Origin of the sequence: Kitasatospora sp. SC0581 (assembly GCF_048159585.1) — a bacterium.
In the GTDB taxonomy this organism is placed as follows: domain Bacteria; phylum Actinomycetota; class Actinomycetes; order Streptomycetales; family Streptomycetaceae; genus Kitasatospora.
In genome coordinates, this window is record NZ_JBLRWA010000002.1 from 542,892 (window position 1) to 569,454 (window position 26,563).

At 73.6% G+C, this 26,563-nt stretch carries 27 protein-coding genes; 13 read left to right on the forward strand and 14 right to left on the reverse strand.

Annotation, left to right across the window (positions count from 1 at the left end):
- Positions 1 to 14 precede the first annotated feature (14 nt).
- Positions 15 to 2,531, reverse strand: coding sequence for an ATP-dependent helicase HrpB (gene hrpB / locus ACLWS4_RS05585; RefSeq protein ID WP_416873486.1), 2,517 nt, complete (start codon positions 2,529 to 2,531; stop codon positions 15 to 17).
- 4 nt (positions 2,532 to 2,535) lie between these two features.
- Entirely contained in the window at positions 2,536 to 3,411 is an 876-nt protein-coding gene (locus ACLWS4_RS05590) for a class I SAM-dependent methyltransferase (RefSeq protein ID WP_117487384.1), read from the reverse strand.
- A gap of 414 nt (positions 3,412 to 3,825) precedes the next feature.
- Here ACLWS4_RS05590 and rpsA point away from each other — a divergent pair, with 414 nt between their 5' ends.
- Both rpsA and ACLWS4_RS05600 read left to right on the forward strand, forming a co-directional pair.
- Complete coding sequence (rpsA, locus tag ACLWS4_RS05595; protein WP_049653883.1) at positions 3,826 to 5,316, forward strand: 30S ribosomal protein S1; 1,491 nt, start codon at positions 3,826 to 3,828, stop codon at positions 5,314 to 5,316.
- 235 nt (positions 5,317 to 5,551) lie between these two features.
- Positions 5,552 to 7,852: an MMPL family transporter gene (locus tag ACLWS4_RS05600; protein WP_416873487.1), complete on the forward strand. Its 2,301-nt coding sequence runs from the start codon at positions 5,552 to 5,554 to the stop codon at positions 7,850 to 7,852.
- Here ACLWS4_RS05600 and ACLWS4_RS05605 read toward each other — a convergent pair.
- Positions 7,835 to 8,266 (reverse strand): MarR family winged helix-turn-helix transcriptional regulator, encoded by a 432-nt coding sequence (locus ACLWS4_RS05605; RefSeq protein WP_117487382.1) that lies wholly within the window; start codon positions 8,264 to 8,266, stop codon positions 7,835 to 7,837. The genes ACLWS4_RS05600 and ACLWS4_RS05605 overlap by 18 nt on opposite strands.
- A 62-nt stretch (positions 8,267 to 8,328) precedes the next feature.
- Here ACLWS4_RS05605 and ACLWS4_RS05610 point away from each other — a divergent pair, with 62 nt between their 5' ends.
- The 3 genes from ACLWS4_RS05610 to ACLWS4_RS05620 all read left to right on the forward strand — a co-directional run bounded on the left by ACLWS4_RS05610 (position 8,329) and on the right by ACLWS4_RS05620 (position 10,436).
- Positions 8,329 to 8,970, forward strand: coding sequence for an MBL fold metallo-hydrolase (locus tag ACLWS4_RS05610; RefSeq protein ID WP_416873488.1), 642 nt, complete (start codon positions 8,329 to 8,331; stop codon positions 8,968 to 8,970).
- Positions 8,971 to 9,115: 145 nt separating this feature from the next.
- Positions 9,116 to 9,715, forward strand: coding sequence for a dephospho-CoA kinase (gene coaE, locus ACLWS4_RS05615; RefSeq protein WP_049659638.1), 600 nt, complete (start codon positions 9,116 to 9,118; stop codon positions 9,713 to 9,715).
- A gap of 121 nt (positions 9,716 to 9,836) precedes the next feature.
- On the forward strand, positions 9,837 to 10,436 hold the full coding sequence (locus ACLWS4_RS05620; protein ID WP_416873489.1) for a GNAT family N-acetyltransferase: 600 nt from the start codon (positions 9,837 to 9,839) through the stop codon (positions 10,434 to 10,436).
- Between the two features lie 41 nt (positions 10,437 to 10,477).
- Here the strand turns inward: ACLWS4_RS05620 and ACLWS4_RS05625 are convergent, their stop codons facing one another.
- Positions 10,478 to 11,224 carry a glutamine amidotransferase-related protein gene (locus ACLWS4_RS05625; protein WP_416873490.1) on the reverse strand — a complete coding sequence of 249 codons (747 nt, stop codon included), beginning with the start codon at positions 11,222 to 11,224 and terminating at the stop codon, positions 10,478 to 10,480.
- Between the two features lie 70 nt (positions 11,225 to 11,294).
- Here ACLWS4_RS05625 and ACLWS4_RS05630 point away from each other — a divergent pair, with 70 nt between their 5' ends.
- The 3 genes from ACLWS4_RS05630 to ACLWS4_RS05640 all read left to right on the forward strand — a co-directional run bounded on the left by ACLWS4_RS05630 (position 11,295) and on the right by ACLWS4_RS05640 (position 13,590).
- Complete coding sequence (locus ACLWS4_RS05630) at positions 11,295 to 12,194, forward strand: LysR family transcriptional regulator (protein ID WP_416873491.1); 900 nt, start codon at positions 11,295 to 11,297, stop codon at positions 12,192 to 12,194.
- 60 nt (positions 12,195 to 12,254) lie between these two features.
- Entirely contained in the window at positions 12,255 to 12,815 is a 561-nt protein-coding gene (locus ACLWS4_RS05635) for a GNAT family N-acetyltransferase (protein ID WP_416873492.1), read from the forward strand.
- Between the two features lie 217 nt (positions 12,816 to 13,032).
- Positions 13,033 to 13,590, forward strand: coding sequence for a hypothetical protein (locus tag ACLWS4_RS05640; RefSeq protein WP_380738762.1), 558 nt, complete (start codon positions 13,033 to 13,035; stop codon positions 13,588 to 13,590).
- Positions 13,591 to 13,679: 89 nt separating this feature from the next.
- On the opposite strand, the gene ACLWS4_RS05645 is transcribed toward ACLWS4_RS05640, so the two are convergent.
- The 3 genes from ACLWS4_RS05645 to ACLWS4_RS05655 all read right to left on the reverse strand — a co-directional run bounded on the left by ACLWS4_RS05645 (position 13,680) and on the right by ACLWS4_RS05655 (position 17,048).
- Positions 13,680 to 14,444, reverse strand: a complete 765-nt coding sequence (locus ACLWS4_RS05645) for a hypothetical protein (protein ID WP_380738760.1) — start codon at positions 14,442 to 14,444, stop codon at positions 13,680 to 13,682.
- A gap of 588 nt (positions 14,445 to 15,032) precedes the next feature.
- The gene (locus ACLWS4_RS05650) at positions 15,033 to 16,292 is read right to left on the reverse strand and encodes an alpha/beta hydrolase (protein ID WP_380738758.1); all 1,260 of its coding nucleotides are present in this window, start codon (positions 16,290 to 16,292) and stop codon (positions 15,033 to 15,035) included.
- A 36-nt stretch (positions 16,293 to 16,328) separates the two neighbouring features.
- The gene (locus ACLWS4_RS05655) at positions 16,329 to 17,048 is read right to left on the reverse strand and encodes a class I SAM-dependent methyltransferase (protein ID WP_416873493.1); all 720 of its coding nucleotides are present in this window, start codon (positions 17,046 to 17,048) and stop codon (positions 16,329 to 16,331) included.
- A 321-nt stretch (positions 17,049 to 17,369) separates the two neighbouring features.
- On the opposite strand from ACLWS4_RS05655, the gene ACLWS4_RS05660 reads away from it, so the two are divergent.
- Positions 17,370 to 18,161, forward strand: a complete 792-nt coding sequence (locus ACLWS4_RS05660; protein ID WP_416873494.1) for a hypothetical protein — start codon at positions 17,370 to 17,372, stop codon at positions 18,159 to 18,161.
- A gap of 50 nt (positions 18,162 to 18,211) precedes the next feature.
- Here ACLWS4_RS05660 and ACLWS4_RS05665 read toward each other — a convergent pair whose 3' ends face one another.
- From ACLWS4_RS05665 to ACLWS4_RS05685, 5 genes are all read right to left on the reverse strand, one after another.
- On the reverse strand, positions 18,212 to 19,396 hold the full coding sequence (locus ACLWS4_RS05665; protein ID WP_416873495.1) for a methyltransferase domain-containing protein: 1,185 nt from the start codon (positions 19,394 to 19,396) through the stop codon (positions 18,212 to 18,214).
- Between the two features lie 368 nt (positions 19,397 to 19,764).
- The gene (locus tag ACLWS4_RS05670; protein WP_416873496.1) at positions 19,765 to 20,613 is read right to left on the reverse strand and encodes a helix-turn-helix domain-containing protein; all 849 of its coding nucleotides are present in this window, start codon (positions 20,611 to 20,613) and stop codon (positions 19,765 to 19,767) included.
- Between the two features lie 29 nt (positions 20,614 to 20,642).
- A complete protein-coding gene (locus ACLWS4_RS05675) occupies positions 20,643 to 21,170 on the reverse strand; it encodes a DUF6879 family protein (protein ID WP_416873497.1) in 528 nt (175 codons plus the stop codon).
- The gene (locus tag ACLWS4_RS05680) at positions 21,124 to 21,405 is read right to left on the reverse strand and encodes a hypothetical protein (RefSeq protein ID WP_380738746.1); all 282 of its coding nucleotides are present in this window, start codon (positions 21,403 to 21,405) and stop codon (positions 21,124 to 21,126) included. The genes ACLWS4_RS05675 and ACLWS4_RS05680 overlap by 47 nt, the downstream gene beginning before the upstream one ends.
- Positions 21,406 to 21,766: 361 nt before the next feature.
- Positions 21,767 to 22,249 carry an SRPBCC family protein gene (locus ACLWS4_RS05685; RefSeq protein WP_387966478.1) on the reverse strand — a complete coding sequence of 161 codons (483 nt, stop codon included), beginning with the start codon at positions 22,247 to 22,249 and terminating at the stop codon, positions 21,767 to 21,769.
- A 65-nt stretch (positions 22,250 to 22,314) separates the two neighbouring features.
- On the opposite strand from ACLWS4_RS05685, the gene ACLWS4_RS05690 reads away from it, so the two are divergent.
- The 3 genes from ACLWS4_RS05690 to ACLWS4_RS05700 all read left to right on the forward strand — a co-directional run bounded on the left by ACLWS4_RS05690 (position 22,315) and on the right by ACLWS4_RS05700 (position 24,181).
- The gene (locus ACLWS4_RS05690) at positions 22,315 to 22,905 is read left to right on the forward strand and encodes a TetR/AcrR family transcriptional regulator (protein WP_416873498.1); all 591 of its coding nucleotides are present in this window, start codon (positions 22,315 to 22,317) and stop codon (positions 22,903 to 22,905) included.
- Between the two features lie 9 nt (positions 22,906 to 22,914).
- Entirely contained in the window at positions 22,915 to 23,535 is a 621-nt protein-coding gene (locus ACLWS4_RS05695) for a formylglycine-generating enzyme family protein (RefSeq protein WP_416873499.1), read from the forward strand.
- Positions 23,536 to 23,659: 124 nt separating this feature from the next.
- A complete protein-coding gene (locus ACLWS4_RS05700) occupies positions 23,660 to 24,181 on the forward strand; it encodes a GNAT family N-acetyltransferase (RefSeq protein WP_074000991.1) in 522 nt (173 codons plus the stop codon).
- A 19-nt stretch (positions 24,182 to 24,200) separates the two neighbouring features.
- Here ACLWS4_RS05700 and ACLWS4_RS05705 read toward each other — a convergent pair whose 3' ends face one another.
- Positions 24,201 to 25,124: a phosphotransferase family protein gene (locus ACLWS4_RS05705; RefSeq protein ID WP_416873500.1), complete on the reverse strand. Its 924-nt coding sequence runs from the start codon at positions 25,122 to 25,124 to the stop codon at positions 24,201 to 24,203.
- Between the two features lie 100 nt (positions 25,125 to 25,224).
- The gene (gene soxR, locus ACLWS4_RS05710; protein WP_074000993.1) at positions 25,225 to 25,773 is read right to left on the reverse strand and encodes a redox-sensitive transcriptional activator SoxR; all 549 of its coding nucleotides are present in this window, start codon (positions 25,771 to 25,773) and stop codon (positions 25,225 to 25,227) included.
- Between the two features lie 57 nt (positions 25,774 to 25,830).
- On the opposite strand from soxR, the gene ACLWS4_RS05715 reads away from it, so the two are divergent.
- Positions 25,831 to 26,544: a thiamine pyrophosphate-dependent enzyme gene (locus ACLWS4_RS05715; protein ID WP_049654931.1), complete on the forward strand. Its 714-nt coding sequence runs from the start codon at positions 25,831 to 25,833 to the stop codon at positions 26,542 to 26,544.
- The last annotated feature ends 19 nt before the right edge of the window (positions 26,545 to 26,563 follow it).

Here is a 26,563-nt window from a genome sequence, read left to right on the forward strand (position 1 = left end):
CCGCTGGGTGTCTGTCACTTCCGGGCGTTGAGGCGGCGGGTGGGTTCGGCGGTGGTGGGGTCTTCGGGCCAGGGGTGGCGGGGGTAGCGGCCCCTGAGGTCGGCGCGGACGGCGCGGTAGCCCTCGCGCCAGAAGGACTCCAGGTCGCCGGTGACGGCGGCGGGGCGGCCGGCGGGGGAGAGGAGGTGGATGGTGAGGGGCACACGGCCAGCGGCCAGGGTGGGGGTCTTGGTCCAGCCGAAGAGTTCTTGCAACTTGGCGGCCAGCACTGGGCGTTCGGTCGTGTAGTCGACTCTTATCTTCGATCCGCTGGGCACCGTGATGCGCTCGGGGGCCAGCTCGTCCAGGCGGCCGGCTTCACCGGTGGCCCAGGGGAGGAGGCGCTGGAGGGCAGCGGTCGTGTCGATCCTCGCGAGGTCGGTGCGGCGGCGGGCGCGGGAGAGTTCGGGCTCCAGCCACTCGTCGGCACGGTCGAGGAGGGCCTCGTCGCTGACGTCCGGCCAGGGGGCGCCGATGGCACTGTGGAGGAAGGCGAGGCGCTCACGCAGGTTCGACCGGAACGTCAGCAGGGTGCTCACTCCCTCGCGGGCGAGGCCTTCGAGGAGGGCAGACCGGACGAGCAAAGGGTCGGGGCGGTCGAGCGGCTTCTCGGCCAGCTCGATGGCGCCCAGCGATTCCACCCGGCGGGAGACGACCTCGCCCCGCCGGGTGTCCCAGTGGACCTCCGCACGGTTGCTGACCAGCGCCGCCCCGGCGGCCAGGGCGGTGGCCTCGTCGAGCGCCGCCGCGTGCAGGATGCGCGCCGAGTGCGACCCCGCCGGGCGGTCGGCGACGGCGACGGCGAGCCAGGGCAGGGCGCCGAGCACGGTGCCGGGGGCGAGTTCGGCGGCCGTGCCGGAGGCCATCAGGTACGGGCTGCGTTCGCCGGGGGCGGGCCGTTCGACGCGGGCGCGGGCGATCCGCTCCGGGAAGGCGAGGGCGACGACGAGTCCGGCGGCGGCCGCGTCGGGCAGGTCGGTGGCGGGTTCGTCGGAGGTGGCGCGGAGCAGGCGGCGGACTTCGTCGCGCCAGCGGCCGGCGTACGGGTCCTTCGCGGACCGGACGGTCCGCCAGACCGCGCCGAGGTCGTCGCCCAGGGCCCGCGGTGGCTCCTCGGAGAGCAGCGCGACGACCTCGGCTGCCCGCCGCGCTCCGACCGCCGCCGCCCCGTCGACGAGGGCGCGCCCCAGTCGGGGGTGCAGTCCGGTGCGGGCGAGCCGGACGCCGCGCGGTGTGGCCCGTCCGTCCGGGGAGACCGCGCCGAGGGCGGTGAGGGTCTGTCGGGCGGCGGCCATCGCCCCGGCGGGCGGGGCGTCGGGCAGGGCGAGGCCGGTGGCGTCCGGGTCGCCCCAGCAGGCGGCCTGGAGGGCGAAGGGGGTGAGGTCGGCGAGCGCGATCTCGGGGGTGGGGAAGCGGGCGGCGAGGGCGTCCTCGGCTTCGTTCCAGCAGCGGTAGACGGTGCCGGGGGCTTCGCGCCCGGCGCGGCCGGCGCGTTGGCGGGCGGCGGCGAGCGAGGCGCGGACGGTGACCAGTCCGGCCAGACCGCGGGCGTGGTCGGTGCGGGGTTCGCGGGCCAGTCCGGCGTCCACGACGACCCGGACGCCGGGCACGGTGAGCGAGGACTCGGCGACGGCGGTGGTGAGCACGACCCGCCGTGAAGGGGACGGGGTGAGCGCGGCGTCCTGGACGGCCTGCGGGGCGCGGCCGTGCAGCTGGAGGACATCAACGGAAGGCAGGCCGCCCAGCTGCCCGGCGACCCGGGAGATCTCGCCGACGCCGGGCAGGAAGCAGAGCACGTCCCCGTCCCGCTCGCTCAGCGCTCGCCGCACCACCGCCGCGACGTGGTCGAGCAGCGCCGGGTCGACCCGGGTGCCGTGGGCGGGCCGGACGGCGCGCGGCGGCGGTGCCCAGACCACCTCGACCGGGTGGGAGGTCCCGTGCGCCTCCACCACCGGGGCGCCGCCGAGGAGTTCGGCCCAGGCCTCGGTGTCGGAGGTGGCGGAGGCGCAGACCAGGCGCAGTTCGGGCCGCAGCGCCGCCCGGACGTCCAGCAGGAAGGCGAGCGCGGTGTCGGCGTCGAGGTGCCGTTCGTGGCACTCGTCCAGGACGACGACGTCCACACCGGGCAACTCCTGGTCCCGCTGGAGGCGTTGCAGCAGGACGCCGGTGGTGACCACCTCGACGACCGTGTCCGGCCCGGTGCGGCGCTCGCCGCGCACCGTGTACCCGACCTCGCGGCCCACGGACGAGCCGAGCAGCCAGGCCATCCGCCGGGCGGCGGCCCGTACGGCGAGCCGGCGCGGTTCGGCGACGAGCACCCGCCGTGCGGGCCGGCCGTCGGCGAGCAGTCCGGCCAGGGCGAGCGGCACCAGGGTGGTCTTGCCGGTGCCGGGCGGCGCGGCGAGGACGGCGGTGCCGGTCCCGTCCAGCGCGTCGTGCAGGGCGGGCAGGGCGGTGCGGACGGGCAGTTCGCGCCAGGCCGGGTTCAGCAAGACATCAGCCCCGTTCGGCGACGAAGATCGCGGTCCCGGGGATCAGCCGCCCGCGCAGCGGGGACCAGCCGCCCCACTCCTGCTCCAGGCCGGCCGGCCACTCGGGCTCGACCAGGTCGACCAGCCGGAAGCCGGCGGCGACGAGTTCGCGGACCCGGTCGCCGACGGTGCGGTGGTGCTCGACGTAGGTGGCCCGGCCCTGTTCGTCCTGCTCGACGTAGGGGGTGCGGTCGAAGTAGGAGGAGGCCGCGGTGAGGCCCTCGACGCCGGGCTCGTCCGGGAAGGCCCAGCGGATCGGGTGGGTCACCGAGAACACCCAGCGCCCGCCGGGCCGCAGGACCCGGTGGACCTCGCGCATCAGGGCGGCGGTGTCGGCGCTGAACGGGACGGCGCCGTAGGCGGAGCAGGCGAGGTCGAAGGAGGCGTCGGCGAAGGGGAGGACGGCGGCGTCGGCCTGGACGACGGCGACGGGCGTGGTGCCGCGGCCGAGGTCGATCCGGCGGGAGTGCTGGAGCTGGCGGTAGGAGATGTCGAGGGCGACCGGCCGGGCGTCCCGGGCGGCCAGCCAGCGGGAGCACTGGGCGGCGCCGGCGCCGATCTCCAGCACGTCGCGGCCGGCGACGTCGCCGAGCAGGCGGGCGTCGGCCTCGTCCAGGCCCTCGGGGCACCAGGTGAAGCGGTCGTCGCCGAGGAACTCGCCGTGCTCGTCCTGGTACTCGTCGGCGTTGCGGTCCCACCAGTGCCGGCTGGCCCGGCTGCTCTCCCCGGTGCCGGCCGCGCGGCGCACCGCGTCGTCGCCCTCTTCCTCGACCCGCGCGGCGGAGGTGTCAAGATCGTGCAGGTCTGCTTGGGGGGTGGTGGCCACGGTGACAATGCCCATCGCGTAGGGTATGGAGTGCGGAAGCGCCGCTGCCGCGAACCGGCCCGTCAGGGTCCGGATCCTGGCGGTGGCATCCGGGGACGTGGCCCCTTCGGGCGCCGCCGCGAGGCGCGCATTCGGAGGATATGGCCTGATCCGTACCGGGCTCCACCGTCTTGCCGTCCTTCGGCATTGACCGTGCCTGGCCGTCCCCGTATGCTACAAGTTGCGCTGCGGGCCTGCGCGCCTCGGACGGAGCAGGTCGCGCTCGCATCTGTCGAAGACCCCACGGTCGCAAGACGGACGCCGGTTCTCGTTGTTACGGGACCACCGGTGTGCCGTGTTCTTGGCTGTCCGGCTTTCGGTGGGAGCGATACGGGCCCTCCGCGTGGCATTACCTACGACTTTCATGTCCGTACCGGAGCCCTTTTCCTAATGACGAGCCCCACCGACTCCTCCCTCAGCACCACCCCGCAGGTCGCGGTCAACGACATCGGCGACGCGGAGGCCTTCCTCGCCGCCATCGACGAGACCATCAAGTACTTCAACGATGGCGACATCGTCGAGGGCGTCATCGTGAAGGTCGACCGTGACGAGGTCCTCCTCGACATCGGTTACAAGACCGAGGGCGTCATCCCGTCCCGCGAGCTCTCGATCAAGCACGACGTTGACCCGCACGAGGTCGTCGCCGTCGGTGACAACATCGAGGCCCTGGTTCTCCAGAAGGAGGACAAGGAGGGTCGTCTCATCCTGTCCAAGAAGCGCGCTCAGTACGAGCGTGCCTGGGGCACGATCGAGAAGATCAAGGAAGAGGACGGCATCGTCACCGGTACCGTCATCGAGGTCGTCAAGGGTGGTCTCATCCTCGACATCGGCCTCCGTGGCTTCCTTCCGGCCTCGCTCGTCGAGATGCGCCGCGTCCGCGACCTCCAGCCCTACGTGGGCAAGGAGCTCGAGGCCAAGATCATCGAGCTGGACAAGAACCGCAACAACGTGGTCCTGTCCCGCCGTGCCTGGCTGGAGCAGACCCAGAGCGAGGTCCGCCAGACCTTCCTCACCACCCTGCAGAAGGGCCAGGTGCGCTCCGGCGTCGTCTCCTCGATCGTCAACTTCGGTGCCTTCGTGGACCTGGGTGGCGTCGACGGCCTGGTGCACGTCTCCGAGCTGTCCTGGAAGCACATCGACCACCCGTCCGAGGTTGTCGAGGTCGGCCAGGAGGTCACCGTCGAGGTTCTCGACGTTGACATGGACCGCGAGCGCGTCTCCCTGTCGCTGAAGGCGACCCAGGAGGACCCGTGGCAGCAGTTCGCCCGTACCCACCAGATCGGCCAGGTCGTTCCGGGTAAGGTCACCAAGCTGGTTCCGTTCGGTGCGTTCGTCCGCGTGGACGAGGGCATCGAGGGTCTGGTCCACATCTCCGAGCTGGCCGAGCGCCACGTCGAGATCCCGGAGCAGGTCGTCCAGGTCGGCGACGAGATCTTCGTCAAGGTCATCGACATCGACCTCGAGCGTCGCCGCATCAGCCTGTCGCTCAAGCAGGCCAACGAGGCCCTGGGTGCCAACCCGGCCGAGGTCGAGTTCGACCCGACCCTGTACGGCATGGCCGCCTCGTACGACGACCAGGGCAACTACATCTACCCGGAGGGCTTCGACCCCGAGGCGAACGACTGGCTGCCCGGCTTCGAGAAGCAGCGCGAGGAGTGGGAGCGCCAGTACGCCGAGGCGCAGTCGCGCTTCGAGCAGCACCAGGCGCAGGTCATCAAGAGCCGCGAGGCCGACGCCCAGGCCGCCGAGGAGGGTGGCGACGCCGTCGCCGCTGCCGCCGGTGGTTCCTACTCGTCCAGCAGCGACGAGGGCTCGGGCGCCCTGGCCTCCGACGAGGCCCTGGCCGCTCTGCGCGAGAAGCTGGCCGGCGGCCAGAGCTGAGGCTCTCGCTTCCCGCTAGCCGATAGCTAGACGGTGGGCCCCACCCGGATTTCCGGGTGGGGCCCATTTGTTTTTCCCCATGCGCTTTCCGTCATTTGCTTTTCGCCATGACTTATCACGCCCTGACTTATGTGTGGTTTATGTGAAGGAAAGTGTGAGATGGGGCTCATTGCCCATCTATAGGCCGTAGTTCGGGTTGCCCCTAGATTGAGGGGAGCCGCCCGAAAGGCTCCTCATGCGCACTCCCTCTCCCGCCGCCCCCACCGCCGTGGTCGGCGGCAGGCTCGCGGCCGTCGGCCGGTTCTGCTTCCGCCACCGCCGCTGGGTGCTCGGCCTGTGGGCCGTCGTCCTGGTGGTCGGCGTCCTGATCGGGGGCCGGGTCTTCGAGGGCTCGGTGGCCGGGGCCTCCTCCGCCAGCGCCGAGGCCGACCGGGGCGGTGCGGTGGTCGCCGCGGCCGACCCGGCCAAGGGCACCGTCACCGCCGTGGTGGACGGCCGGCCGGTGGACGATCCGCAGGTGAGGGCCGCCGTCGAGCGGGCCATCGCCGAGATCGCCGCCCTGCCCGGGGTCTCCTCCGCCCTCGACGCGTACGGCACCGGACCGGCGCCGGCCGCGCTGCGCTCCGCCGACGGGACGGCGAGCCTGGTCACCGTACGGATGGCCGACACCGCGAGCACCGCCCAGACCGACGCCGTCACCCAGCGGCTCGCCGCGCTGAACGGGGAGGGCGGCGCCCACGTCACGGTCGGCGGGGACCTGGTGCTCCAGCAGGAGGTCAAGAAGCAGACCGAGAAGGACACCCGGTTCGGCGAGCTGGTGACGCTGCCGCTCACGCTGATCGTCATGGTGCTGGTCTTCGGCGGGCTGGCGGCGGCCGCGCTGCCGGCGATCGGGGCGGTCGCCTCGGTGGGCGGCGCGCTGCTGGCGATGTTCGGGTTCAGCCGGATCATGGACATCGACACCAGCGTGCTGCCGATCGCCACGGTGCTGGGGCTCGGCCTCTCGATCGACTACGCGCTGCTCATGGTGAATCGTTTCCGCGAGGAACGCGGCCACGGCGCGGACATCGCCGCCGCCGTCGAACGGACCGCGGCGACCGCCGGACGCACCGTGGCCTTCTCCGGACTGACCGTCGCCGTCGCCCTCTCCGGCCTGTTCGTCTTCACCAGCCCGGTGCTCGGCGCGGTGGCCGCGGCCGGGGTGAGCGTGGTGGTGATCGCCGTCGCCGCCGCGCTGACCCTGATCCCCGCCCTGCTCGGCTTCGCCGGCGCGCGGATCAAGGCGCCCGCGGCGCCCGTGGCCGACGAGGGGTTCTTCAGCCGGACCGTGCGCCGGGTGCGCAAGCGGGCGGTCCTGGTCACGCTCGCCTCGGTGGCGCTGCTGCTGGCGGCCGGGGCGCCGTTCCTCCACGCCGAGATGCGCAGCTCCGGCGCCGCCGTCCTGCCCGCCTCCTCGGCCGGACGGCAGGTCGCCGAGACGATCGACCAGCGCTTCCCGCAGGCCTCGGCCGCGCCGATCACCGTGGTGGTCGAGGGCGGGGCGCCGGTGGCGCAGGCGTACGCGGACGAGGTGGTCGCCAAGCTGCCCGGGGTGAGCGGGGTGCGGGCCGTGTCGCCGGTGGGCGACGCGGTCTCCACGATCGACGTCCTCGTGCCCGGGGACCCGCAGGGCGGGCAGGCCAGGCAGGTGGTCGAGGAGCTGCGGGCCGACCGCGGCGGGCTGACCACCTACGTCACCGGCGGCGCGGCCTCGGTGGTGGACTTCCAGGACGAGCTGCTCTCGCGCGGACCGTGGGCGCTGGGCCTGGTCGCGGCCGGGACGCTGGTGCTGCTCTTCCTGATGACCGGCTCGGTGGTGATGCCGGTCAAGGCGCTGCTGATGAACCTGCTCTCGCTGGGCGCCTCGCTCGGCGCGCTCACCCTGGTGTTCCAGGACGGCTGGTTCAGCGGGCTGCTCGGGTTCAGCCCGACCGGCGGGCTGGAGACCTTCATACCGGTGCTGGTCTTCGCCTTCGCCTTCGGGCTGTCGATGGACTACGAGGTGTTCCTGCTCGCCCGGATCAGGGAGCTGACCCTGCGCGGGCACGACTGCGTCCGGGCGGTGGAGCTGGGCGTGCAGCGCAGCGGTCGGATCATCACCTCGGCGGCGCTGCTGATGGTGATCGTCTTCGCCGGGTTCGCGCTCGGGGACATGCTGATGGTCAAGCAGATGGGCATCGCGCTGGCCGTCGCCGTCGCGGTGGACGCCACCCTGGTGCGGTGCCTGCTGGTGCCCGCCGCGATGAGCCTGTTCGGCGAGTTCAACTGGTGGGCGCCCGCCCCGCTGCGGCGGCTGCACCGGCGGTTCGGGCTGAGCGAGCACGTCGACCTGCCGGAGATCGGGGCGGCGGATGTCCCGGTGCCGCGGCCGGTGGTGCCGGCGGCGGAGAGCGGGTCGGTGCCGGAGATCGGGGCGGCGGTGGTCCCGGCGCCGCGGCCGGCCGACGGGGAGGCGGCGGCCCGCGACGGCCTGGTGGGCTCAGCCCAGCCGGCGTAGCAGGTCGACCGCGGCGCGGAGCCGCTCCCGTTCGGCGGGGTCGAGGCGGGACTCGATGGCGGTGGCGATCCGGTGTTCGCGGCGGGCGCGCTGGTCGAGCAGGGCGGTGCGGCCGGCTCCGGTGGCGGTGACGAGCAGCTTGCGGCCGTCGGTGGGGTGGGGCTGCTGGACGACCAGTCCGGCCTCGGTCATCAGCGCGACGGTGCGGGCCATCGACTGGTGGCGGACCCGCTGGAGGGCGGCGAGTTCGGCGACCGTGCAGGAGCGTTCGTCGCGGACCAGCAGGCCGAGGACGGCGGCCTGGTTCTGCGGCAGTTCGTCGCTGTCGCGCAGGGAGCGGACCAGGCTGCCGAGGGCGGCGCGCAGGTCGGCGGCGAGTTCCAGGGTGTCCGGGTGCGGGGCTTCGCTGGTCATGGGGGAAGTCTATCGGCAAAATGTCCAGCACTGCTGTACAGCCTTGCTGTAGGGTTTCGAGCATGCGAATCACCAAGTTCGGACATGCCTGCGTACGCGTCGAGCACGGCGGCAGCACGGTCGTCGTCGACCCCGGGAGCTTCACCGACCCCGCCGCCCTGGCCGGGGCGGACGCCGTCCTGATCACCCACGAGCACATGGACCACTTCGAGGAGTCCCGGCTGCGCGCCGCGCTGGAGGCCGACCCGGCGCTGCGGGTGTGGACCAACCGGGCCGTCGCCGACCAGCTGGACGGCGTGGCGCAGCGGGTCGGCGTGGTCGGCGAGGGCGACGCCTTCGAGATCGGCGGGCTCGGCGTCTCGGTGCACGGCGAGTGGCACGCGGAGATCCACCGGGACCTCCCGCCGGTGCGGAACATCGGCTTCCTCTTCGACGGCCGGCTGTTCCACCCCGGCGACGCGTTCACCGTGCCGCCGCACGCCGTGGAGACCCTGCTGCTGCCGATCGCGGCCCCGTGGAGCAAGGCCTCCGAGGTGGTCGACTACGTCCGGGAAGCCTCGCCGCGCCGTGCGGTGCCGGTGCACGAGGCGGTGCTCAGCCCGATCGGGCTCGCCGTGCAGACCCGGCTGGTCGGGCCGGACGGGCCGGGGACGGGTGCGGAGCTGTTGGTGCTGGGGGAGGGCGAGAGCCTGGAGCTGGGCTGACCGGGCCTGTGCTCGACCGGATCCGGGCTTCGCCGGGCCTGTTCGGATCGGAGCCGGGCCTGTTCGGGTCGGAGCCGGGCCGACCGGGCCTGGGCCGGCCGGGCCTCTGCTGACGGGTTCGAGGGGGCACCGGTAGCCTGACGCCATGCTGAAGATCGGACTGACGGGCGGCATCGGTGCGGGCAAGAGCGAGGTGTCCCGGCTGTTCGCCGCGCATGGCGCGGTGATCGTGGACTCCGACGTGATCGCCCGCGAGGTGGTCGCCCCCGGAACGGACGGTCTGGCGGCCGTGGTCGCCGAGTTCGGACCGGGGGTGCTGCGGGAGGACGGCTCGCTGGACCGTCCGGCGCTCGGCGCGGTCGTGTTCGCCGACCCGGAGCGGCTGAAGGCGCTGAACGCGATCGTCCACCCGCTGGTGCGGACCCGATCCGCCGAGCTGGAGGCGGCGGCCGCGCCGGACGCGGTCGTGGTGCACGACGTGCCGCTGCTGGCCGAGAACGGCCTGGCGCCGCTGTTCGACCTGGTCGTGGTGGTGGACGCGGCCGACGACGTGCGGCTGGACCGGCTGGTGCGGCTGCGCGGGATGGCCGAGGAGGAGGCCCGGGCCCGGATGGCCGCGCAGGCTTCCCGGGACGGGCGGCTGGCGATCGCGGACCTGGTGATCGACAACGGCGGCGGCCTGGCGGAGCTGGAGGCGCGGGTGGCCGAGGTCTGGGCGGAGCTGGTGCGGCGCGCGGCGGCCTGACGCCGGGTCGGCCCCCGGCGGCCGATCGGGGCGGCCGGCGGCCGTCGGCCCGAGCAGTCGTCGGACCGAGTGGCCGGGAAGGGACTGGTGGAAGGCTCCGGGGGGAGGGGAGCATGGCGGGATGGATGATCGTTTCTCGCCCGCGCCGCCGCTCGCCGGACAGCCTCCCGCCGGACAGTCTCCCGCCGAACAGCCGCTCGTCGGAGCGCCCGTGGTCGAACGGCTCGCGCAGTACGGCCGCGCCGAGCAGGCTGAGATCCTCGGCCCCGGGGACGACCCGTACGGCGTCGCGTACACGGGGCTGACCTTCCGCCCCAAGGAGATCCATTTCGGCATCCGGGCCGCGGACGGCCGGCTCGTCGCCCACACCGGACTGGTGCCGCTGCCGCTCACCGTGGGCGGCACCGACCTCGCCGTGATGGGCGTCGGCGGGGTCTGCGTCGCGCCCGACCGGCGCCACGGAGGCCTCGCGCAGGCCGTGGTCGGGGCCGCCCTCGACCACGCGCGCACGCTCGGCCACCGGTACGCGCTGCTGTTCTGCCGCCCGCCGCTGGCCGCGTTCTACCGGGGGCTCGGCTTCCGGGAGGTGGCCGAGGGCGTGACGGTGGAGCAGCCGGAGGGGCGGCTGGCGGAGATGCCGCTGCGCACCATGTGGGCGCCGCTGGCCGTCGGGGCCGGGTGGCCGGAGGGGCCGGTGCGCCTGCGGTCGCTGCCGATGTGAGACGCGCTCGCGCATGAGGCGCGCTCAGGTGCGGGGCTTGATCAGGCCGTTGTGACCGTCGCGGCCGGGGTGCCCGCGTCCGCGTCCGCGTGCGCCACGGCGGCGCCGGCCAGGGCACGGACCATGGGGTGCGCCCGGGTGCCGTCGCCGGACAGCTCGGGCTGGAAGAGCGAGGCCAGGAAGAACGGGTGGCCGGGCAGCTCCAGGACGCGCACCTCGCCCGACTCGTCCGCGCCGCTGAACCGCAGGCCGTGCGCGGCCAGCCGCTCCAGGTAGGCGCCGTTGAGTCCGTACGCGCAGTGGTAGCGCTCCAGGGTGCGGGTGGCGCCGAGGACCCGCTCGGCGAGGCTCCCCGGGGTGACGGTGACGGCCCCCTCGTGGCCGACCAGCGAACAGGCCAGCGGGACGATCACCTGCTGCTCCGCGTCCGGGTGGTCCTCGCCGTTCACGGCCCCGGCCAGGCCGCAGACGTTCCGGGCGTACTCCAGCACCGCGTGCTGGAACCCGGCGCAGGTGCCGAGGAAGGGGATGCCGCGCTCGCGGGCGGTCCGGACGGCGGCCAGCGCGCCGGCCTCGCTGCGGTACGGGCTGCCGGGCAGCAGCCAGACCGCGTCGAAGCCGTCCAGGGCGCCGGGCGCGGCGGCGTCCCCGGTCGGGATCCAGTAGGCGTCCAGGACGAGGTGGTCGTGCTCGGCGAGGGCGTCCAGCAGGCCGGGGATCCGGGCGTGCGAGCGGACGGCGGGGGAGCGGTCGCCGACGAGGGCGACCCGCGGGGTCTGATGCGTCATGCGGCTATCCTGACCCCGCACCCGAGATCAGCGCCAACGATGATTCCTTAAGCTTCGATCAGAATGGTTGATGTCCACCGTGGACCCGCAGCAGCTGCGCACCTTCGTCACCGTCGCCCGCCTCGCCTCCTTCTCGGAAGCGGCCCGGGAGCTCGGCTACACCCAGTCCGCGGTCTCCCAGCAGATCGCCGCGCTGGAGGCGGACCTCGGGACCGCGCTGCTGCTCCGCCGCCCGGTCGGCCCGACCGGGGCCGGGCAGCGGCTGCTGGAGCACGCCGCACCGCTGCTGGTCCGGCTGGAGGCGGCGCGCGCCGACGTCGCACGCCTGGCGGGCGCGCCGAACACCCGGCTGGTGCTCGGGGCCACCGCGCTGGCGGTCGGTGCGGCACTGGGGCGCGCGCTCGGCGAGGTGCGCCGCGCGTACCCGCGGGTGGAACCGGTGGTCCGGGTCCTCGCCCAGGACGTGCTGCCCGCCCAGGTCGCCACCGGCGAGGTCGACCTCGCCCTGGTCGACGGACTGGCCGCACCCAGCGACCCGCTGCCGCTGCCCGACGTCGGCCCGCTGCGCACCGTCGCGGTGGCCGAGCGGCCGGTCGCCGTCGCGCTGCCCGTCGGCCACCCGCTGGCCGGGCGCGCCGGCCTCGCGCTCGCCGACCTCTCCGCCGCCCGCTGGCTGGACGCCCCCGACCTCACCCCGCCCGCGGCCCGGCTGCGCGCGGCCGCGGGCGTCGACGGCTTCCGGCCGGCCACCCGCTACCAGGGCACCGACCTGCACGGACTGCTCGCGCTGGTGGCGGCCGGGCACGGGCTCACCCTGCTGCCCGAGCCGGTGCTCGCGGCGGCGCCCGGGGTCGGGTACGCGCCGATCGCCGCGCCCCGGCTGGTGCACCGCACCGAACTCGTCCACGGCAGCCTGCCGGAGGGGCCGGCGGCGCTGCTGGCGCGGCTGCTGGAGTCGTCCCGGGGCTAGAGGTCTGCGGCCTTGGAAATCGGTTGCGCGGGCCAATGGTGCCGATGGAATGATCAGGCGATGAGCACCGGAATCATCATCAGACAGGTACGGGTCGAGGACTGGCAGCGGGCCCGGGACCTCCGCCTCGACGCGCTGCGGGACCCGGTCGCGGCCGTGGCCTTCCTGGAGGTCTACGAGCAGGCCGTCACCAAGCCCGACGAGTTCTGGCAGGACCGCACGACCCGGGCGGCGACGGACCCGCACGCGGCGCAGTTCATCGCGGAGGCCGAGGACGGGCGCTGGCTCGGCAGCATGACCGGGGTGGTCGAGCCGGCCGGCGGGAACGGCGCCCTGGAGGGCGACGTCGTCGAGGTCGACCAGGTGCACGTGGTCGGGGTGTTCGTCCGCGCGGAGGCGCGGGGCACCGGGCTGGCGCTCGACCTGATCCGGACCCTCCAGGAGTGGGCGTGGTCGCTCACCGGGCCCAGGATCGAGCGGGTGCGGCTGTTCGTCCACGAGGACAACCCCCGGGCCGAGGCGATGTACCGGAAGGCCGGCTTCGAGCCCTCCGGGGTGACGCTGCCGGCGCCCGGCGGCCTGGCCGGCCGGGAGGTCGAGCTGGCGGTCCTGCGGGGCTGACCGCACGGCCGGGAGACGGGGGCCGGGAGACGGGGGCGGGGAGACGGGGGCGGGGCGCTCGCGCGGGGTCTTCGCGCGGGGCGCTCGTCGGGGCGCGGTTGTGGAGACGCGGTCACCAGGCGTTCACGTCACGGATCTGACGGTGGTCGGCCGGGTGGTGCTGTCATGAGCACAGTCGCCCGGCGAGAGGCCGGGCCGGACCAGGAGTGCTTCCCCCATGATGCTCCGTCACCGTCTCACCGTCACCGCCTCGGCGGCCGCCCTCGCCGCCGCCGGGCTCGCCGCCGGCACCGCGCAGGCCGCCGCCCCGGCCCACGGCACCGCCCAGAAGGCCCGTACGCTCGCGGCGAGTTGTTCGCAGGCGTACCTGCCGCTGCCCGACCCGTCCTGCACCCCCGGTGCGTACAACCCGGACGTCACCCAGGCGACCATCGGCCAGACCATCTGCGTCTCCGGCTGGACCGCCACCGTCCGCCCGCCGAGCAGCTACACCAACGCGCTGAAGGTGCAGCAGATCGCGGCCTACGGCTACGCGGACACCAGCACGGCGGACTACGAGGAGGACCACCTCGTCCCGCTGGAGCTCGGCGGCGCCCCGCGCGACCCGGCCAACCTGTGGCCCGAGCCGCGCTACGGCAGCCAGCCGGCGCAGAGCAAGGACTCCGTCGAGACCAAGCTCAAGAACGCGGTCTGCGGCGGCCGGGCCGGCCTCGACGACGCGCGCGCCGCGATCGCGAAGGACTGGACCACCGCGCTCAGCGTCCTGGGGCTGTGAGCCCGGGCCTGATCTGATCGGGCCGCCCGGTCCGTCCGCCCCGTTCCCGTCCTCGGGAGGGGTCGGGCGGACCGGGCGCGCGCCGGACGTCAGCGCCCGTCGCAGCCGGGGAGCGCCTCGCACATCGCCGCCGTCATGCCGGTGCCGACGGCCTTGTCCTCGGGGGCCTTCCAGGCGTCCTTGGGCTGGGCACCGGCCTTGGTGGTGGCCCAGACGGCCAGCTCGCTGACCGTACCGCCGTCGCCGACCACGTACTCGTGCAGGGTGACGGTGCCGCCGTCGGCCTGCGGGACGGTCAGGACGGCGGCGAAGTACGGCGCGTCCGGGGCGCTTTCGACCTTCACGGTGGCGCCGGGCGCGGTCTTGGCACAGGACTTGAGCGCCTCCGCCAGGCGGGCCTCGGCCATGTTGGTGGACTGCTTGGCGGCGCTGCTGTGGACCGGGTCGCCGTGGAACAGCAGGGTCTGCTGGGCCGCCCAGCGGTCCCCGCCGAAGCCGACCTCGGACTTCGCGGCGGCGGTGCCCGTGAACAGCGGCTCGTCGTCCTTGGCGATCGCGGCGCGGCACAGCTCCAGGCCCTTGAACTGGACCGGCCCGGAGACCTGCTTGGCGTTGGCCGCCAGCGGCGTGTAGTGGTAACTCTCGTCCATCGGGATGTTCTTGGTGTCCATCCAGGCCTTGTCCGGGATGCCCTTGTCGGAGCCGGCGGGCTTGGTGGGGTTGGTGCTGGGCGTGGGGGCCGCGGCGGGGAGGGCGGTCTGGCCGCCGTCCCCGCTGTCGGGCCCGCAGGCGCTGAGCGCGCCCAGGCAGACGAGGGCGGCGGCGGTGGCGGTGACGACTCTGGTGGTGCGCAACTGACTGTTCCTCGGGTGTCCGGTGGCGTGGAACGGGGTCGGCCGCGCACCGCCCTGCCGTTGGGGGCGAAGGGCGGGGTCGGCCGCGGGCCGCTGGTGCGCGGCGCCGGCCGTCCGTCCTCGCCGCCCGCGCGACGCGCGGTCGCGGGCACTCGGCATGGCGGGCCTCCCCCTGTGCGTTAGGGCCGTCGGCTCCTCGGCCCGCCGCCCGCCTCGGAGATGAGGGGCGGTCAGGGTCGTGGCGGCGCATCGGCGGCGGTCGAAACCTATGCCACCGAACGGCCGCTCGCAAAGCCGGGTTCCGGCCGGAGGCCCGGATTCCCTTTGGGGTTGGTGGGTCCTGCGGGGCGGGTGGGGTCGGGTGGCGGACGGCGTGCGGGGGATCCCAGGGGCGCGCGACCGGCACCGCGCGCGGGCCGGGTGCGGCGCATCCGGGCTGGTGGGGGCGGGTGTGCCGGGACCGGCGACCGGCGGCGGAGGGGTGCGCGACGTCAGCACCCGGAGCTGAACCGCGCGACGGGCGGCGGCCGTCGAACGGGGAGGAGGGAGCGCGCCGTAGTGCGGGTGAGCCGTTACGCGTGGGTGCCGTTACGCATGGGTGCCCGGGACGCCGAGCTGCTGGGCGAGCCAGGGGAGGGCCTGGGCGAAGGACGCGGCGCCGGTCTGCCAGGTGTGCCTGCCGGAGCCGACCACGTTCACGGTGCGGATGCCGTCCTTCCGGGCCGCCGCCTCCAGGGCCTTGGCGGAGTCGATCTGGCCGTGCTCCTCGTCGCCCTGGGCGAAGTAGCCGGAGACGCCCTGGTACTTGGGGTGGTGGGCGAGCACGGTCAGCGGGTCGTGGGCGGCCCAGGCCGCGGCGTCGCCCCCGTACAGCTCCTGGACGGTGTGGTCCTTGTCGCCGGTGGACGGGCCCTTGTCACCGGAGAAGTCGCCGAAGTGGGTGAAGACGTTCGGATGCTCGACGGTGAGGTCGACGGCGCAGGTGCCGCCCATCGACCAGCCGGCCACGCCCCACTTGTGCGGGTCGGTGGCGGCGTTGAAGGTCTTCTGGACGAACGGCGGGACGTCCTTGAGCAGATGGCTCTCGGCCTGGCCGTGCGGGCCGTCCACGCACTCGGTGTCCACCCGGAAGCCGCCGGTGGCGTCCACGAACACCAGGATCGGGGCGAAGCCGTTGTGCCGGGCGGCGAAGGCGTCGGCGGTCTTCACGGCGTTGCCCGAGCGGATCCAGTTGTCGGGCGCCGCGAACTCGCCGCCGATCATCTCCAGGACGGGCAACTTGGGCCGGGTCTGGCTGCGGAACCAGGCGGGCGGCAGGTAGACCAGCTCCTGGCGGTGGGCGAAGCCGCTGGCGGTGTCCGGTATGTCGACCTGGACGATGCGGCCCGTGCCCGTCCGGCCGTGGATCGACTTCAGCTCGTCCAGGGTGATCTGCTCCGGCAGCGGCTGCCCGCCGAGCTCGCCGATCGCGTCGTCCAGCGTCGGGTAGTAGCCGGTGGCGATGTTCACGCTGTTCGCCGCGCAGAACAGCGCCAGCAGCACGGTCGGTGCCACCAGCGCCCGGCGCCACCACCGCGCGCCGCGCCAGCCGAAGCCGAGCACGCACAGCGCCGCGACCGCCACCCCGCTCCACAGCCAGACCCCGAACGGGACCGGGTCGGTGATCCCGCCCAGCGTCAGCACGGCGACGGCGCCGGCCGCGGTGAGCGCCAGCGCCGTCCCGAGCGCGACCGGCCCCCGCCTCCGCAGCCACGCCCGCTCCCGTCGGGCGGCGGTGGCCAGGAGCAGCGCGAGGGCCGCGGCCTGGACCGTCCACGGGAACCAGCCGTCGAGCAGGGAGACGTTCATAGGGCCGGAGGCTAGGGGCGGAGGATGAGAGGCTGGTTAGAGGCTGGCAGTTCGCTGGAAGAGTGCTGTGAGGAGGAAGGGGACGCCGAAGGCCTCGGAAACCGGGCCGTGCGCCGCCATCGGGCGGATCTCCAGCGGCTCGAACTCGCGGAACAGCGAGCGCAGTTCGGCCGGCGAGTAGGCCAGCCCGCCCTCCAGCGAGCCGAGCCGGTAGAGCTCCTCGTCGGGCCGCTCGGAGCCCATCGCCCCGGCCGCGAAGGCGGTGACGGCGAAGTGCCCGCCCGGGGCGAGGGCGCGGTCCAGGAGGGCCAGGTAGCCGACCCGGCGATGCGGCGGCAGGTGGTGCAGGCAGCCGGAGTCGTAGACCAGGTCGTAGGATTCGCAAGGGAGTTGGACCTCGAAGATGCTCGCCCGGTGGAAGCGCGGGCGGGCTCCGGGGCCGGCCTCGCGGGCGCGCTCCTCGGCCCAGGCGAGGGCGGTGGCGGAGAGGTCGACGGCGTCCACCTCGAAGCCGAGCGAGGCCAGGTGGATCGCGTTGCGGCCGGTGCCGCAGCCCAGGTCGAGCACCCGGCCGGGGGCCGGCGGCAGCAGGCCGCGGTCCAGGTAGGAGACCAGGTTCTCGTCCGGCTTCGGCGCGAAGAACGGGCGCTCGGCGGACCGGTCCTCGTAGAACCGGTCCCAGAACGGTTCGGCCGGCCGGAAGAAGCCGTCGAGGAGGGCGAGGACGTCTTCGGTGGTGCGGATCGTACGGTTCATACGGCCGAGCGTAGGACGCTCGGAGGGTGGGCGCGATCGCGGCAAAAGCCGCTGGGTGGTGGGCTGTTGGGGGCACTCTGGCTCTGGTGTGGACGGGTGCCTCGGGGGCGTGGAGGAGGGCGGCGTCGCTGTCGCCGGAGGCCGGGACGGGCCGTTTCCGGCGGGCGGGGAGAGGCCCCGGGGAGGGGGCCGACATCACGCTTCGATCAAGGATTCCCGGCAGGGATTCCCAGGCTTCCGCCAGTGAGGTGGTGTACGTACGAAAAGTTTTGCCCGCTCGAAGTTCCGTCCGCCATGCCCGCCGCTCACCCGGAAGACCAAGTGCCTGCTGTGATACAGCCGACGACCGCCCAGACCCACGAAGCCCGACCGACCCGCCCCTCCGGCCGGAGGCGGGCGACCGCCCTCGCCGCCGCGGCGCTGGCCGCCACCCTCCTCGCGGCCGGGTGCAAGGCCTCGGCCGACGAAACGTCGTCGGCGGCGACGCCGATTCCGATCCCGAGTGTGGTCGGAATGCACGGGGACAAGGCCAAGGACACCCTCCAGCAGCCGGACGCCCGGGCCGCCAAGACCGTGACGTTCCAGGACGTCCACGCGGGCGAGTCCCACACGCGGTCGGTCCTCATGCCCAGCCACTGGAAGGTCTGCTCCCAGCAGCCGGCCGCCGGGGAACCCTCGGCGAAGGACACGACGGTGACGCTGTCCGTGGTGAAGAACGAGGAGGACTGCCCGGGAGGCGCCGCGCCCGCCCCGGCGGACCCCGCCCCTGCCCCGGCCCCGGCCTCCCCGACCGCGACCGCACCGGCCGATCCGGCGGCGCCGAGCGCCCCTCCGGCGGCCCCCGCCCCGGCCGCCCCTGTGGCCCCAGCTCCTGCCGCCCCTGCTGCCCCCGCTCCTGCCGCCCCGCCCGCCCCGGCCCCGACGCACGCCCCGCCGGCGCCGCAGCCCGCCGCACCCTCGGAGCACCAGGCGTCAGCCTGCACCACGGATTCCAAGGGCAACTGCATAGTCCGGGGTCGCATCTGCCCCAACAGCGCCCACGGCGACACCGGCAGCGACGCCAACGGCCGTGCTCTCACCTGCCGGGACAACAACGGCTGGCGCTGGGAGTAGCCACCCGACCAGCCGGGGCGGTTTGTCGGCCGCCCCGGCTCGGTCGCGCGCTACGGCACGTGGCCGATGACCGCGGTCGACTCGTCGAGGAAGACGAGCTGTTCCTCGCCGGTGATGCGGAGCCCGAACCGGTCCGGTCCCGGCCGGTTCTGCTTCTCCCACCAGGCGTGGGCGTCCTCGATCTCGGTCCAGAGGCGGCGCGGGCCGTACTGCCGGACGGCGAAGCGGTCCTCCTGCCGGTCGTCGTGGTCGACGGCGGCCCACGAGCGCGCGTCCGTCGTGGCCACCCAGAGCCGGGAGGCCACTCCTTCGGCATCAGGCTCGTGCTGCCAGGCCGTCCACACGTCGCCGAGCTTCAGCCCGAGGGCGAACCGCGCGTCCAGGTCCTCGCCGCTCACCTGCCACGGTGAGAGCCGGGTGGTGGACTCCTCGGGTTCGTGGTTGTCGCGGACCACGTCCCGGAAGATGCGCAGGTCGATCCGCTGGCCGCGCATCAGCATGAACGAGGCGTCCGGGCTGAACCTCCCGGTCGCGCGCCCGCCTTCGACGGTGAGGGTGAGCAGTCCCCAGGAGAGCATCGGGCTCTCCCACGGCGTCACGATGGTGCCGCCGGGGCGGGTCTGCTCGATCCACGCCGTCGGCACCCGGCTGACCGAGCAGGTGGAGACGACCCGGTCGTACGGCTGCCGCCGGGCCCAACCAAGGGCTCCGTCCCCGCAGGCGACCTCCACGTCCACGCCCGCCGCGTTCAGGGACGAGTGGGCCCGCCAGGTGACCGCGGGGTCGATCTCGATCGAGACGACACGGCCGGGACCGGCCCGGTGCGCGAGCAGAGCCGCGTTCCAGCCGGTGCCGGTGCCGACCTCCAGGACGGTCTGGCCGGGGCGGACATCGAGTGCTTCGAGCATTCGCACGACCATCGCTGGTGAGGACGCTGAGGACGACGGCCAGGCGTCGGAGCCGTCGGTCGGCTCCTCGCCGTCATTGACCTGGGTGACGACCGGAGCGTTGTCGTAGGCGGCCGCGAACCAGCGGTCGGGCTCGGAGCGGATGTCGCACGGTTCGAGGTCGCCGCTGTCGTCGGAGAGCCAGATCCGCTCCGGGAGGAAGCGGTGGCGCGGGACCGCCGTGATGGCGTCCTTCCACTCCGACGGGACGGGACGACCGAGCTCTTCGCTGATGGCCCGCAGCAGGCCGCGCGAGGCGGCCTGCTGCGGGTGGAGGCTCTCCGTCACTTGTCCTTCTTCTCGTGCTTCGGGGCGGGCGCCGGGCGCGAGGTGTCCTTCGACGGCTTGTCCTTGCCCGGGTCCTGGTCGCCCGCGTGCTTCCCGGCCATCCCGATCGCGGGTCCTTGATGGCTGCTGCTGCGGGTGTGCGGCCCGGTGGGCCGGTACCGGTCCGGCGGACGCGGTGTCGTCGGCCTGGGCTCGGACTTCGGGTTCGGCTGCGGTGGGTCGGTGACCTGCAAGGCACTGCTCCGCTCAGCTCGTAGGAGTGACAAGGCCTCTCCTTGCGCTCGTGGACGCTCCGCATGGCGGAGCACTCATGACGCTACGGAGCAACAGATCGCTCTTTCAAAGAAGTTGCGCCATCTTGCGCCGATTCACCCGAGTGCGTCGATCGCCGAGGTGATGACCTGCCGAGCCTTCGTGCTGTAGACGGCCATTCCTGCCAGTGCGGTGTAGGTGCGCAGGTAATCGGCGATCTCGCGAGGTCGTGTGATGCGCAGATACCCGGAGGTCAGTTCGACGGCGACCTCGGCCTCGTCGAACATGTAGAAGTCCTCGACCGGAAGTTGGGATCGGTGGCAACCGGTGGGGATGATGCCCAGGCTGACGAAGGGGCTGGCGGACGCAGTGATGAGGTGGTCGAGTTGGTCCGCCATCGTCCTGGCGTCGCACACTGCGGCGCGGAGCACGTACTCTTCGACCAGCAGCCCGAATCGATGCCGGCCGGAGAACAGCATGCGCTGGCGGTCCAGCCGCGCCGCCACGGCCTCCTCGACGTCATCGACGGGCACTCGGTCGCGTTGGATCGAGCGCAGTACGGCAGCGGTGTAGTCGGTTGTCTGCACCATGCCGGGAATGACCCGGCTCGCGTACACACGGAAGACCTCGGTGCGCTGGTAGAGCGTGCCGACGGACTCCTGCGCGGCCCGCAGCCCGGCGTGCTCCATCCGACGCCACTCGGTGTACATCGATTCGACGGCGCGGGCGGTGGCGATGACGTCAGGGAGCTGCTCCTCGGCATCGCATGCAGTGCACCAGGCGCGGAGATCGTCCTCGGAGGGTGCGGACTTGCCGCTCTGGATACGACTGGTCTTGGCAGGGTGCCACCCGCACCGGGCAGAGAGCTCGTCGCCGGTGAGCCCGGCGTCCTTGCGGATCTCGGTCAGTCGATTGGCGAGGGCTTTGCGGGCCTCGACGACACTGGACGACGGGGACGACGACATGTGATGGACTGCCCGGTGCCGATGGTGAGTCAGACGGGATACCGCGCGTGTGGCGTAGCGCGATCCCACACCGCTTCGAACGCGGCGGTGACCTGCTTCACCGTGGCCGGGTCTTCGGTGAACTCGTGGCCGGCCCAGTCGCCGTCGCCGGTGAACCAGTGGAAGAGGACCAGGCGGTCATCGATCAGCCAAAGATCATTTCCAGGCAGTGAGAGATCGGACGCCAGGCGGCGGGGGAGCCAGCGCACGTGCTCGCCGAGGGCGATGTTGTGCCGTTCTGTGATGGCGTGTTCCCAACGGATGTAGTCGGTGACGGGTTCGGAGACGATCCGGGCACGACGCATGATCACGCCCCGGGCCACGGTCTCCTTCACCAGCTCAGCCCAGGCCTGGTACTCCTCGGGAAGCTCGTAGGCGTTGGGGCGGTCGACCGGTAGCCCCGCGCGCCAGTCGGCGAAGACCGGGTCGTCCGCATAGGAGTCCCGCATCTCCAGGTGGACTGCCGAGCGCTCAGCGCTCCGCAGCAGGGCGCCAAAGTCCGGCACGTTCTGCGTCATCGCACACCTTCCGCAAAGCCGGAATCATCCGAACAGGGATACGGACGACGCCCTCGTGGTCCGGGATGCCGACGGGGTGATCAGGAACCCACTCGGTCTCGCTGATGGTGCGGAGCGTGTCCGTGGAGGGGAGCAGCCCCTGTACGACGATCTCCGCGGCTTCGTCTTCGAGCCAGACTGTCGGAGAGCCACCGTTCGGCGAGTCCGGGTCGATCCCGATGAAGCGAAGTGTCATGACTGCCCCTTCCGCGAAGTTGGCTGCAAGTCCGTGTGGGTAACACCGTGTCGTGACACCGCTACAGACGTCAAGTGAGGGTGGCCTCGTGTTCGGTACGAGGCCACCCGAAAACTGACGGTCGGATACCTGCTTGAAATTCGCAACCCAAGACACAACCCGCCTCGTGGCCGGGCGTTGAGCCCACGGTGCGGTTGGCGGTTGGACCGAGGTGGGCAGCCCCGCGTTGGGCGCGGGGCTGCTTGAGGAGACGGGGCACTGGGCGGTGGGAAACCGTGCCCGCGCACGCGTTCACGTGCGCGGGCAGGCAGGGGAAGCCAGGGCCGCCTCCGGCTTCGGGCCTCGGTCGGGCAGGCGCCGGTCAGTGGGGGATCAGGCGGTGCAGGAGGCGGACGTACGGGCTCCAGTGGGCGGGGTGGGGGACGGTGCCGCCGACTGCACGTACCGCCCGGTCGAGGCAGTCCTCCAGGAGGGCGTCGTGCAGCCAGCGGAAGGCGAGGGGCCAGGCGAGCAGGGCCGGGCCGTGCAGGCGCATGGCGATGGTGTGGCGGAGGACGGTGGTGTCGCCCGCCGGGTGGACGGTGAACTCGTGGTGGCCGTCGAAGCCGCGCGGGCCGTCGAAGCGGAAGCGCACCCACTGGCCCGGTGCGTAGTCGGAGACGGTGTAGCGGACCGGGCCGTGGCCGCCGGTGGCGCCGGGGGCGAGCGGGCGGTCGAACCGCATCCGGGGCCAGCGCGGGCCCGGCCAGAGCCGGTCGTCCGGGCTCGCGAGGCTGTCGATGAGGGCGCCGACGGTCTCCGCCGGTGCCGGGACGGTGCGTTCGTGGATGTTGAGCACGGCCATGCCGGGGCTCCCCTCCTGGTTTTGGATGATCCCCTCCAATTGAATTGGAGAGTACTCTCTACTACATGCCCAGGCCACCCCGCCATGACGAATCCGCCCTCCTCGACGCCGCCGTACGGCTCGCGGCCGCCGGTGGACCGGCCGCCGTCACCATGTCCGCCGTCGCCCGGGAGAGCGGCGCGCCCAACGGGTCCGTCTACCACCGCTTCCCCCAACGCGCCGCGCTGCTGGCCGAGTTGTGGCTTCGGACGGTCGAGGAGTTCCAGGACGGCTGCCTGCCCGCCATCGACGCGCACGAGGAGCCGCACCTCGCGGCGGGCGCGGTCGCCCGGCAGGTCGTCGCCTGGTGCCGGGCCCACCGGGAGCGGGCCGTCGTCCTGCTGCACGGCCCGGATGCCTTCGGTCGGGCGGAGTGGTCCGAGGAGCAGCGGCTGCGCGACCGGCAGGGCGGCCTCCGGGTGCGGGAGGCCCTGGCCGGGCTGGCCGGGCGGCTCGGCGCCGCCACGCCGCTGGACCTCGACCGGGTCACCCTGGCCGTCACCGGCCTGCCGCTCGCCGTCGTCCGTGGCCCCCTGCACGCGGGTGCGCCGCTGCCGCCGCATGCGGAGGAGCTGGCCGAGCAGTCCGCGATCGCCCTGCTGCGGGGCGCCGCCTAGGATCGGTGGATGATCACCGTTCCGGCCGGCCGCGTCACCCTCTCCGACCGTCGTACCCAGCGCAGTTGGGCCGTCGACGTGGCCGCGTACGAGCTGGCGGCCTGTCCGGTGACCCGTGAGCAGTACGAGGGGGTGGGCGGCGACCGGCGGCCCGCGCACAGCGTCTCCTGGTTCGACGCCGTCCACTACTGCAACGAACTCTCCCGGCGCGAAGGCCTCGCCCCCGCCTACCGGGTGGACGGCGAGGAGGTCTCCTGGGACCGCGCCGCCGGCGGCTACCGGCTGCCCACCGAGGCCGAGTGGGAGCACGCCTGCCGCGCCGGTACGGACGGCCCGCGCTACGGCCCGCTGGACGAGATCGCCTGGCACCGCGGCAATTCGGACGAGCGGCCGCACCCGGTGGGCGAACTGCTCCCCAACGCCTACGGGTTGTACGACCTGCTCGGCAACGTCTGGGAGTGGTGCTGGGAGCGCTACGACCCCGAGGTGTACGGCGACTACCGCGTCCTGCGCGGCGGCGGCTGGTTCGACGAGCACTGGAGCTGCCGCGCCTCCGTCCGCCGCCGCAGCCACCCGACCCTGCGGATCGACGACGTCGGATTCCGGCTCGCCCGCTCGATCGTCCTGTGAAGGCGGCGCCGACGTCGTGCCCGGCGCGGTGAATCGCGAGGCGATGGGATGGGCGCGGGGCAGGCGCGCGGAATTTCCGGCGGAATGAGGAACCGGTGCCACCGGATCCTGCGTTGACGCCGACATGAGCGAAGAAAGCGTCACCCTGCGCCCGATGGTCGAGGCCGACCTCGGCGCCCTCGAGGAGCTGGTGAACGATCCGCAGGCGCTGGGTGAATTCCAGTGGTACGGCTGGCGGGACCCGCAGCGGCACCGTCGTCGCTGGGCGGCGAGCGGGCTGCTGGAGGACGAGCAGGTGATGCTCGCGGTCGTCGTCGACGGCGGGTTCGGCGGCTTCGTCGCCGCCAACCGCAGCGGGGTGCGGCCGTCCGCCCCGTACTGGAGCCTGGGTGTGCAGCTGGTGCCGGGGGCGCGCGGGCGGGGGATCGGTACCCGGGCCCAACGGCTGCTGGTGGACTACCTGTTCGCGCACTCGCCGGTGATGCGGCTGGAGGCGGACACCGAGGCGGGCAACCTGGCGGAGCAGCGCGTGCTGGAGAAGCTCGGCTTCACCCGGGAGGGCGTGCAGCGCGCGGTGACCTTCCGCGGCGGCGAGTGGCGCGACGTCGTCCGGTACAGCCTGCTGCGCACCGACCCGCGTCCCTGACCCGCGTCGCAAAACGTCCCTAGGAAACCCCGAACCACTCCTCGGCGAGGGCGTCCAGCGTCCGCGCCGAGGGCTTCAACTCCCGGAGGTACCACGGCAGGTTGCTGTAGACGTGGAGCAGCGTGTACGCCATCAGCAGGCGCGGGTCGACGGCGCGGCCGTAGGCGTCCAGCAGGTGGCCGAGCAGGTGCGGGTCGGCCCGGGTGGTGAAGAGGCCGACGGCGACCAGGTCGTAGGCCGGGTCGCCGATCATCGCGGGCTCGAAGTCGAGCAGGCCGGTGAGGCGCCAGTCGTCGGCCGGGTCGGTGAGCAGGTGCTCGCGCATGAACTCGGTGTGCAGCAGTGCGCGGCCGGGGGCGGTGGGGAGCGGGGCGGCGGCGAGGAAGTCCGGGATCTGCTCCAGCCACTCCTCGGCCAGCCCGCGCTCGCGCTGGCGGTCCACCGCGCCCGCCCGTTGGCGCGCGAGGAAGGCCGGCCAGTCGCCGGGACCGAGGGTGTCGGCGAGCGGTTCGGGGTCGAGGACGTGCAGGGCGGCGAGCGCCTCGCCGCAGCGGCGGGCGATCCGTTCGCGGTCGGGCCGCGGGATGCGCGGCCAGGCGAGTGCGAGGCCCTGCCCGGGCAGCCGGGACATCAGGAGGTAGCGCCAGCCGTTGGCGTCCTCGCCGGCCTGGTGGAGGGTCGGGGTGGGGATCGGCAGGGCGCCGTCCAGTTGGGTGAGCACGCGCTCCTCGACGATGCCGTCCCGGGCGCCGGCCGCCGGGAACAGCTTGAGTACGAGCGCGTCGCCGACCGCGTACACCGGGACGGAGCCTTCCGGGAACCGCTCCAGGGGTAGGCCGGCGAGGCCCAGCCGGGCGCAGAGCGCCTCCGCGCCGGGGCGCATCACCGTCTCGTCGAGGACGACCGCGTCCCACTCCTCGTCCGTCAGCACCAAGGGCAGCACGGCGGCACCGTAAGCAGGCGGGCGCCCGCAGCGCAAAGGCTTTTCAGCGCCCGCTCCGGCGGTCAGCACCGGCTCCGGCGGTCAGCGCCCGCTCCCGTGGTCAGCGCCCGCTCCGGCGGGTGCCGCAGGTCTCGACGGCCGGCGGGACCGGCTCGGGCCCGGTGTCCGGGTCGCGGGTGAGCAGGTAGCGGGCGCCGGGGCCGGCCTCGCCGGCGCGGTCGGCGGCGTTGTAGAGGGCGCAGCGGGTCAGCGAGAGGCAGCCGCAGCCGATGCAGCCGGTGAGCTTGGCCTTCAGCCGCTCCAGTTCGGCGATCTGCTCGTCGATCCGGCTCTGCCAGGACCCGGCGACCCGGTCCCACTCGGTGCCGCTGGGGGCCGGGCGTTCGGGGAGGCGGTCGAGGGCGACCCGGGCCTCGTCCAGGGAGAGGCCGACCCGCTGGGCGGCGCGGATGAAGGCGATCCGGCGCAGCGTGCCGCGGGTGTAGCGGCGCTGGCCGCCGGTGGTGCGGGTGGCCTGGATCAGGTCGAGGCTCTCGTAGTAGCGCAGCGCGGAGGGGGCGAGGCCGCTGCGGTCGGCGAGTTGGCCGATGGTGAGCAGGTCGGTGTGGTGCGGGCCGGGGGTCCGACGGCCGTCGGAATGGGCGGTCATGGGAGCCCACTGTAACCGCTTGACCTCAAGCTGGCTTTAAGTTGCACCATCGTGGTCATGACGACGAACGCGACTGCGGGCACCGCCACCGGGGCCCGGTTCGAGGACCTTTCGGCCCTGATGGGCCTGATGACCGGCGACGAGAAGCACGGCCCCGCCGCCACCTCCACCCTGGACGCGCTCTGGGTGCTGTACGACCGGGTGCTGCGGGTCACCCCCGCCACCGCCGAGGCCCAGGACCGGGACCGCTTCCTGCTCTCCAAGGGCCACGGCCCGATGGCCTACTACGCGGTGCTGGCGGCCAAGGGCTTCATCTCCCCGGAGGTGCTGCCGAGCTTCGGCGGCTACGACTCGCCGCTCGGCCACCACCCGGACCGCACGCTGGTCCCCGGCGTGGAGATCGCCTCCGGCTCGCTCGGGCACGGCCTGCCGCTGGCCGTCGGCACCGCGCTCGGGCTGCGGGCGCAGGGCCTGACCGACCCGGCGGTGTGGGTGCTGGTCGGCGACGCGGAGTTCGACGAGGGCTCCAACGCCGAGGCGGTGGCCTTCGCCGGGGCGTACGGACTGGACCGGCTGCACGTGGTGGTGATCGACAACTCCTCGGCCACGCACGGCTGGCAGGGCGGCCTTGCCCAGCGGTTCGCGGCCGAGGGCTGGTCGACCGCGACGGTGGACGGCCGCGACCACGAGGCGCTGCACCGCGCCTACACCGCCGAGCACCCGGGCCGCCCGCACGTGGTGGTCGCCCGGGTCGAGCCCAAGGACTCCTGAGCGGGCGGCCCGCCCCCGC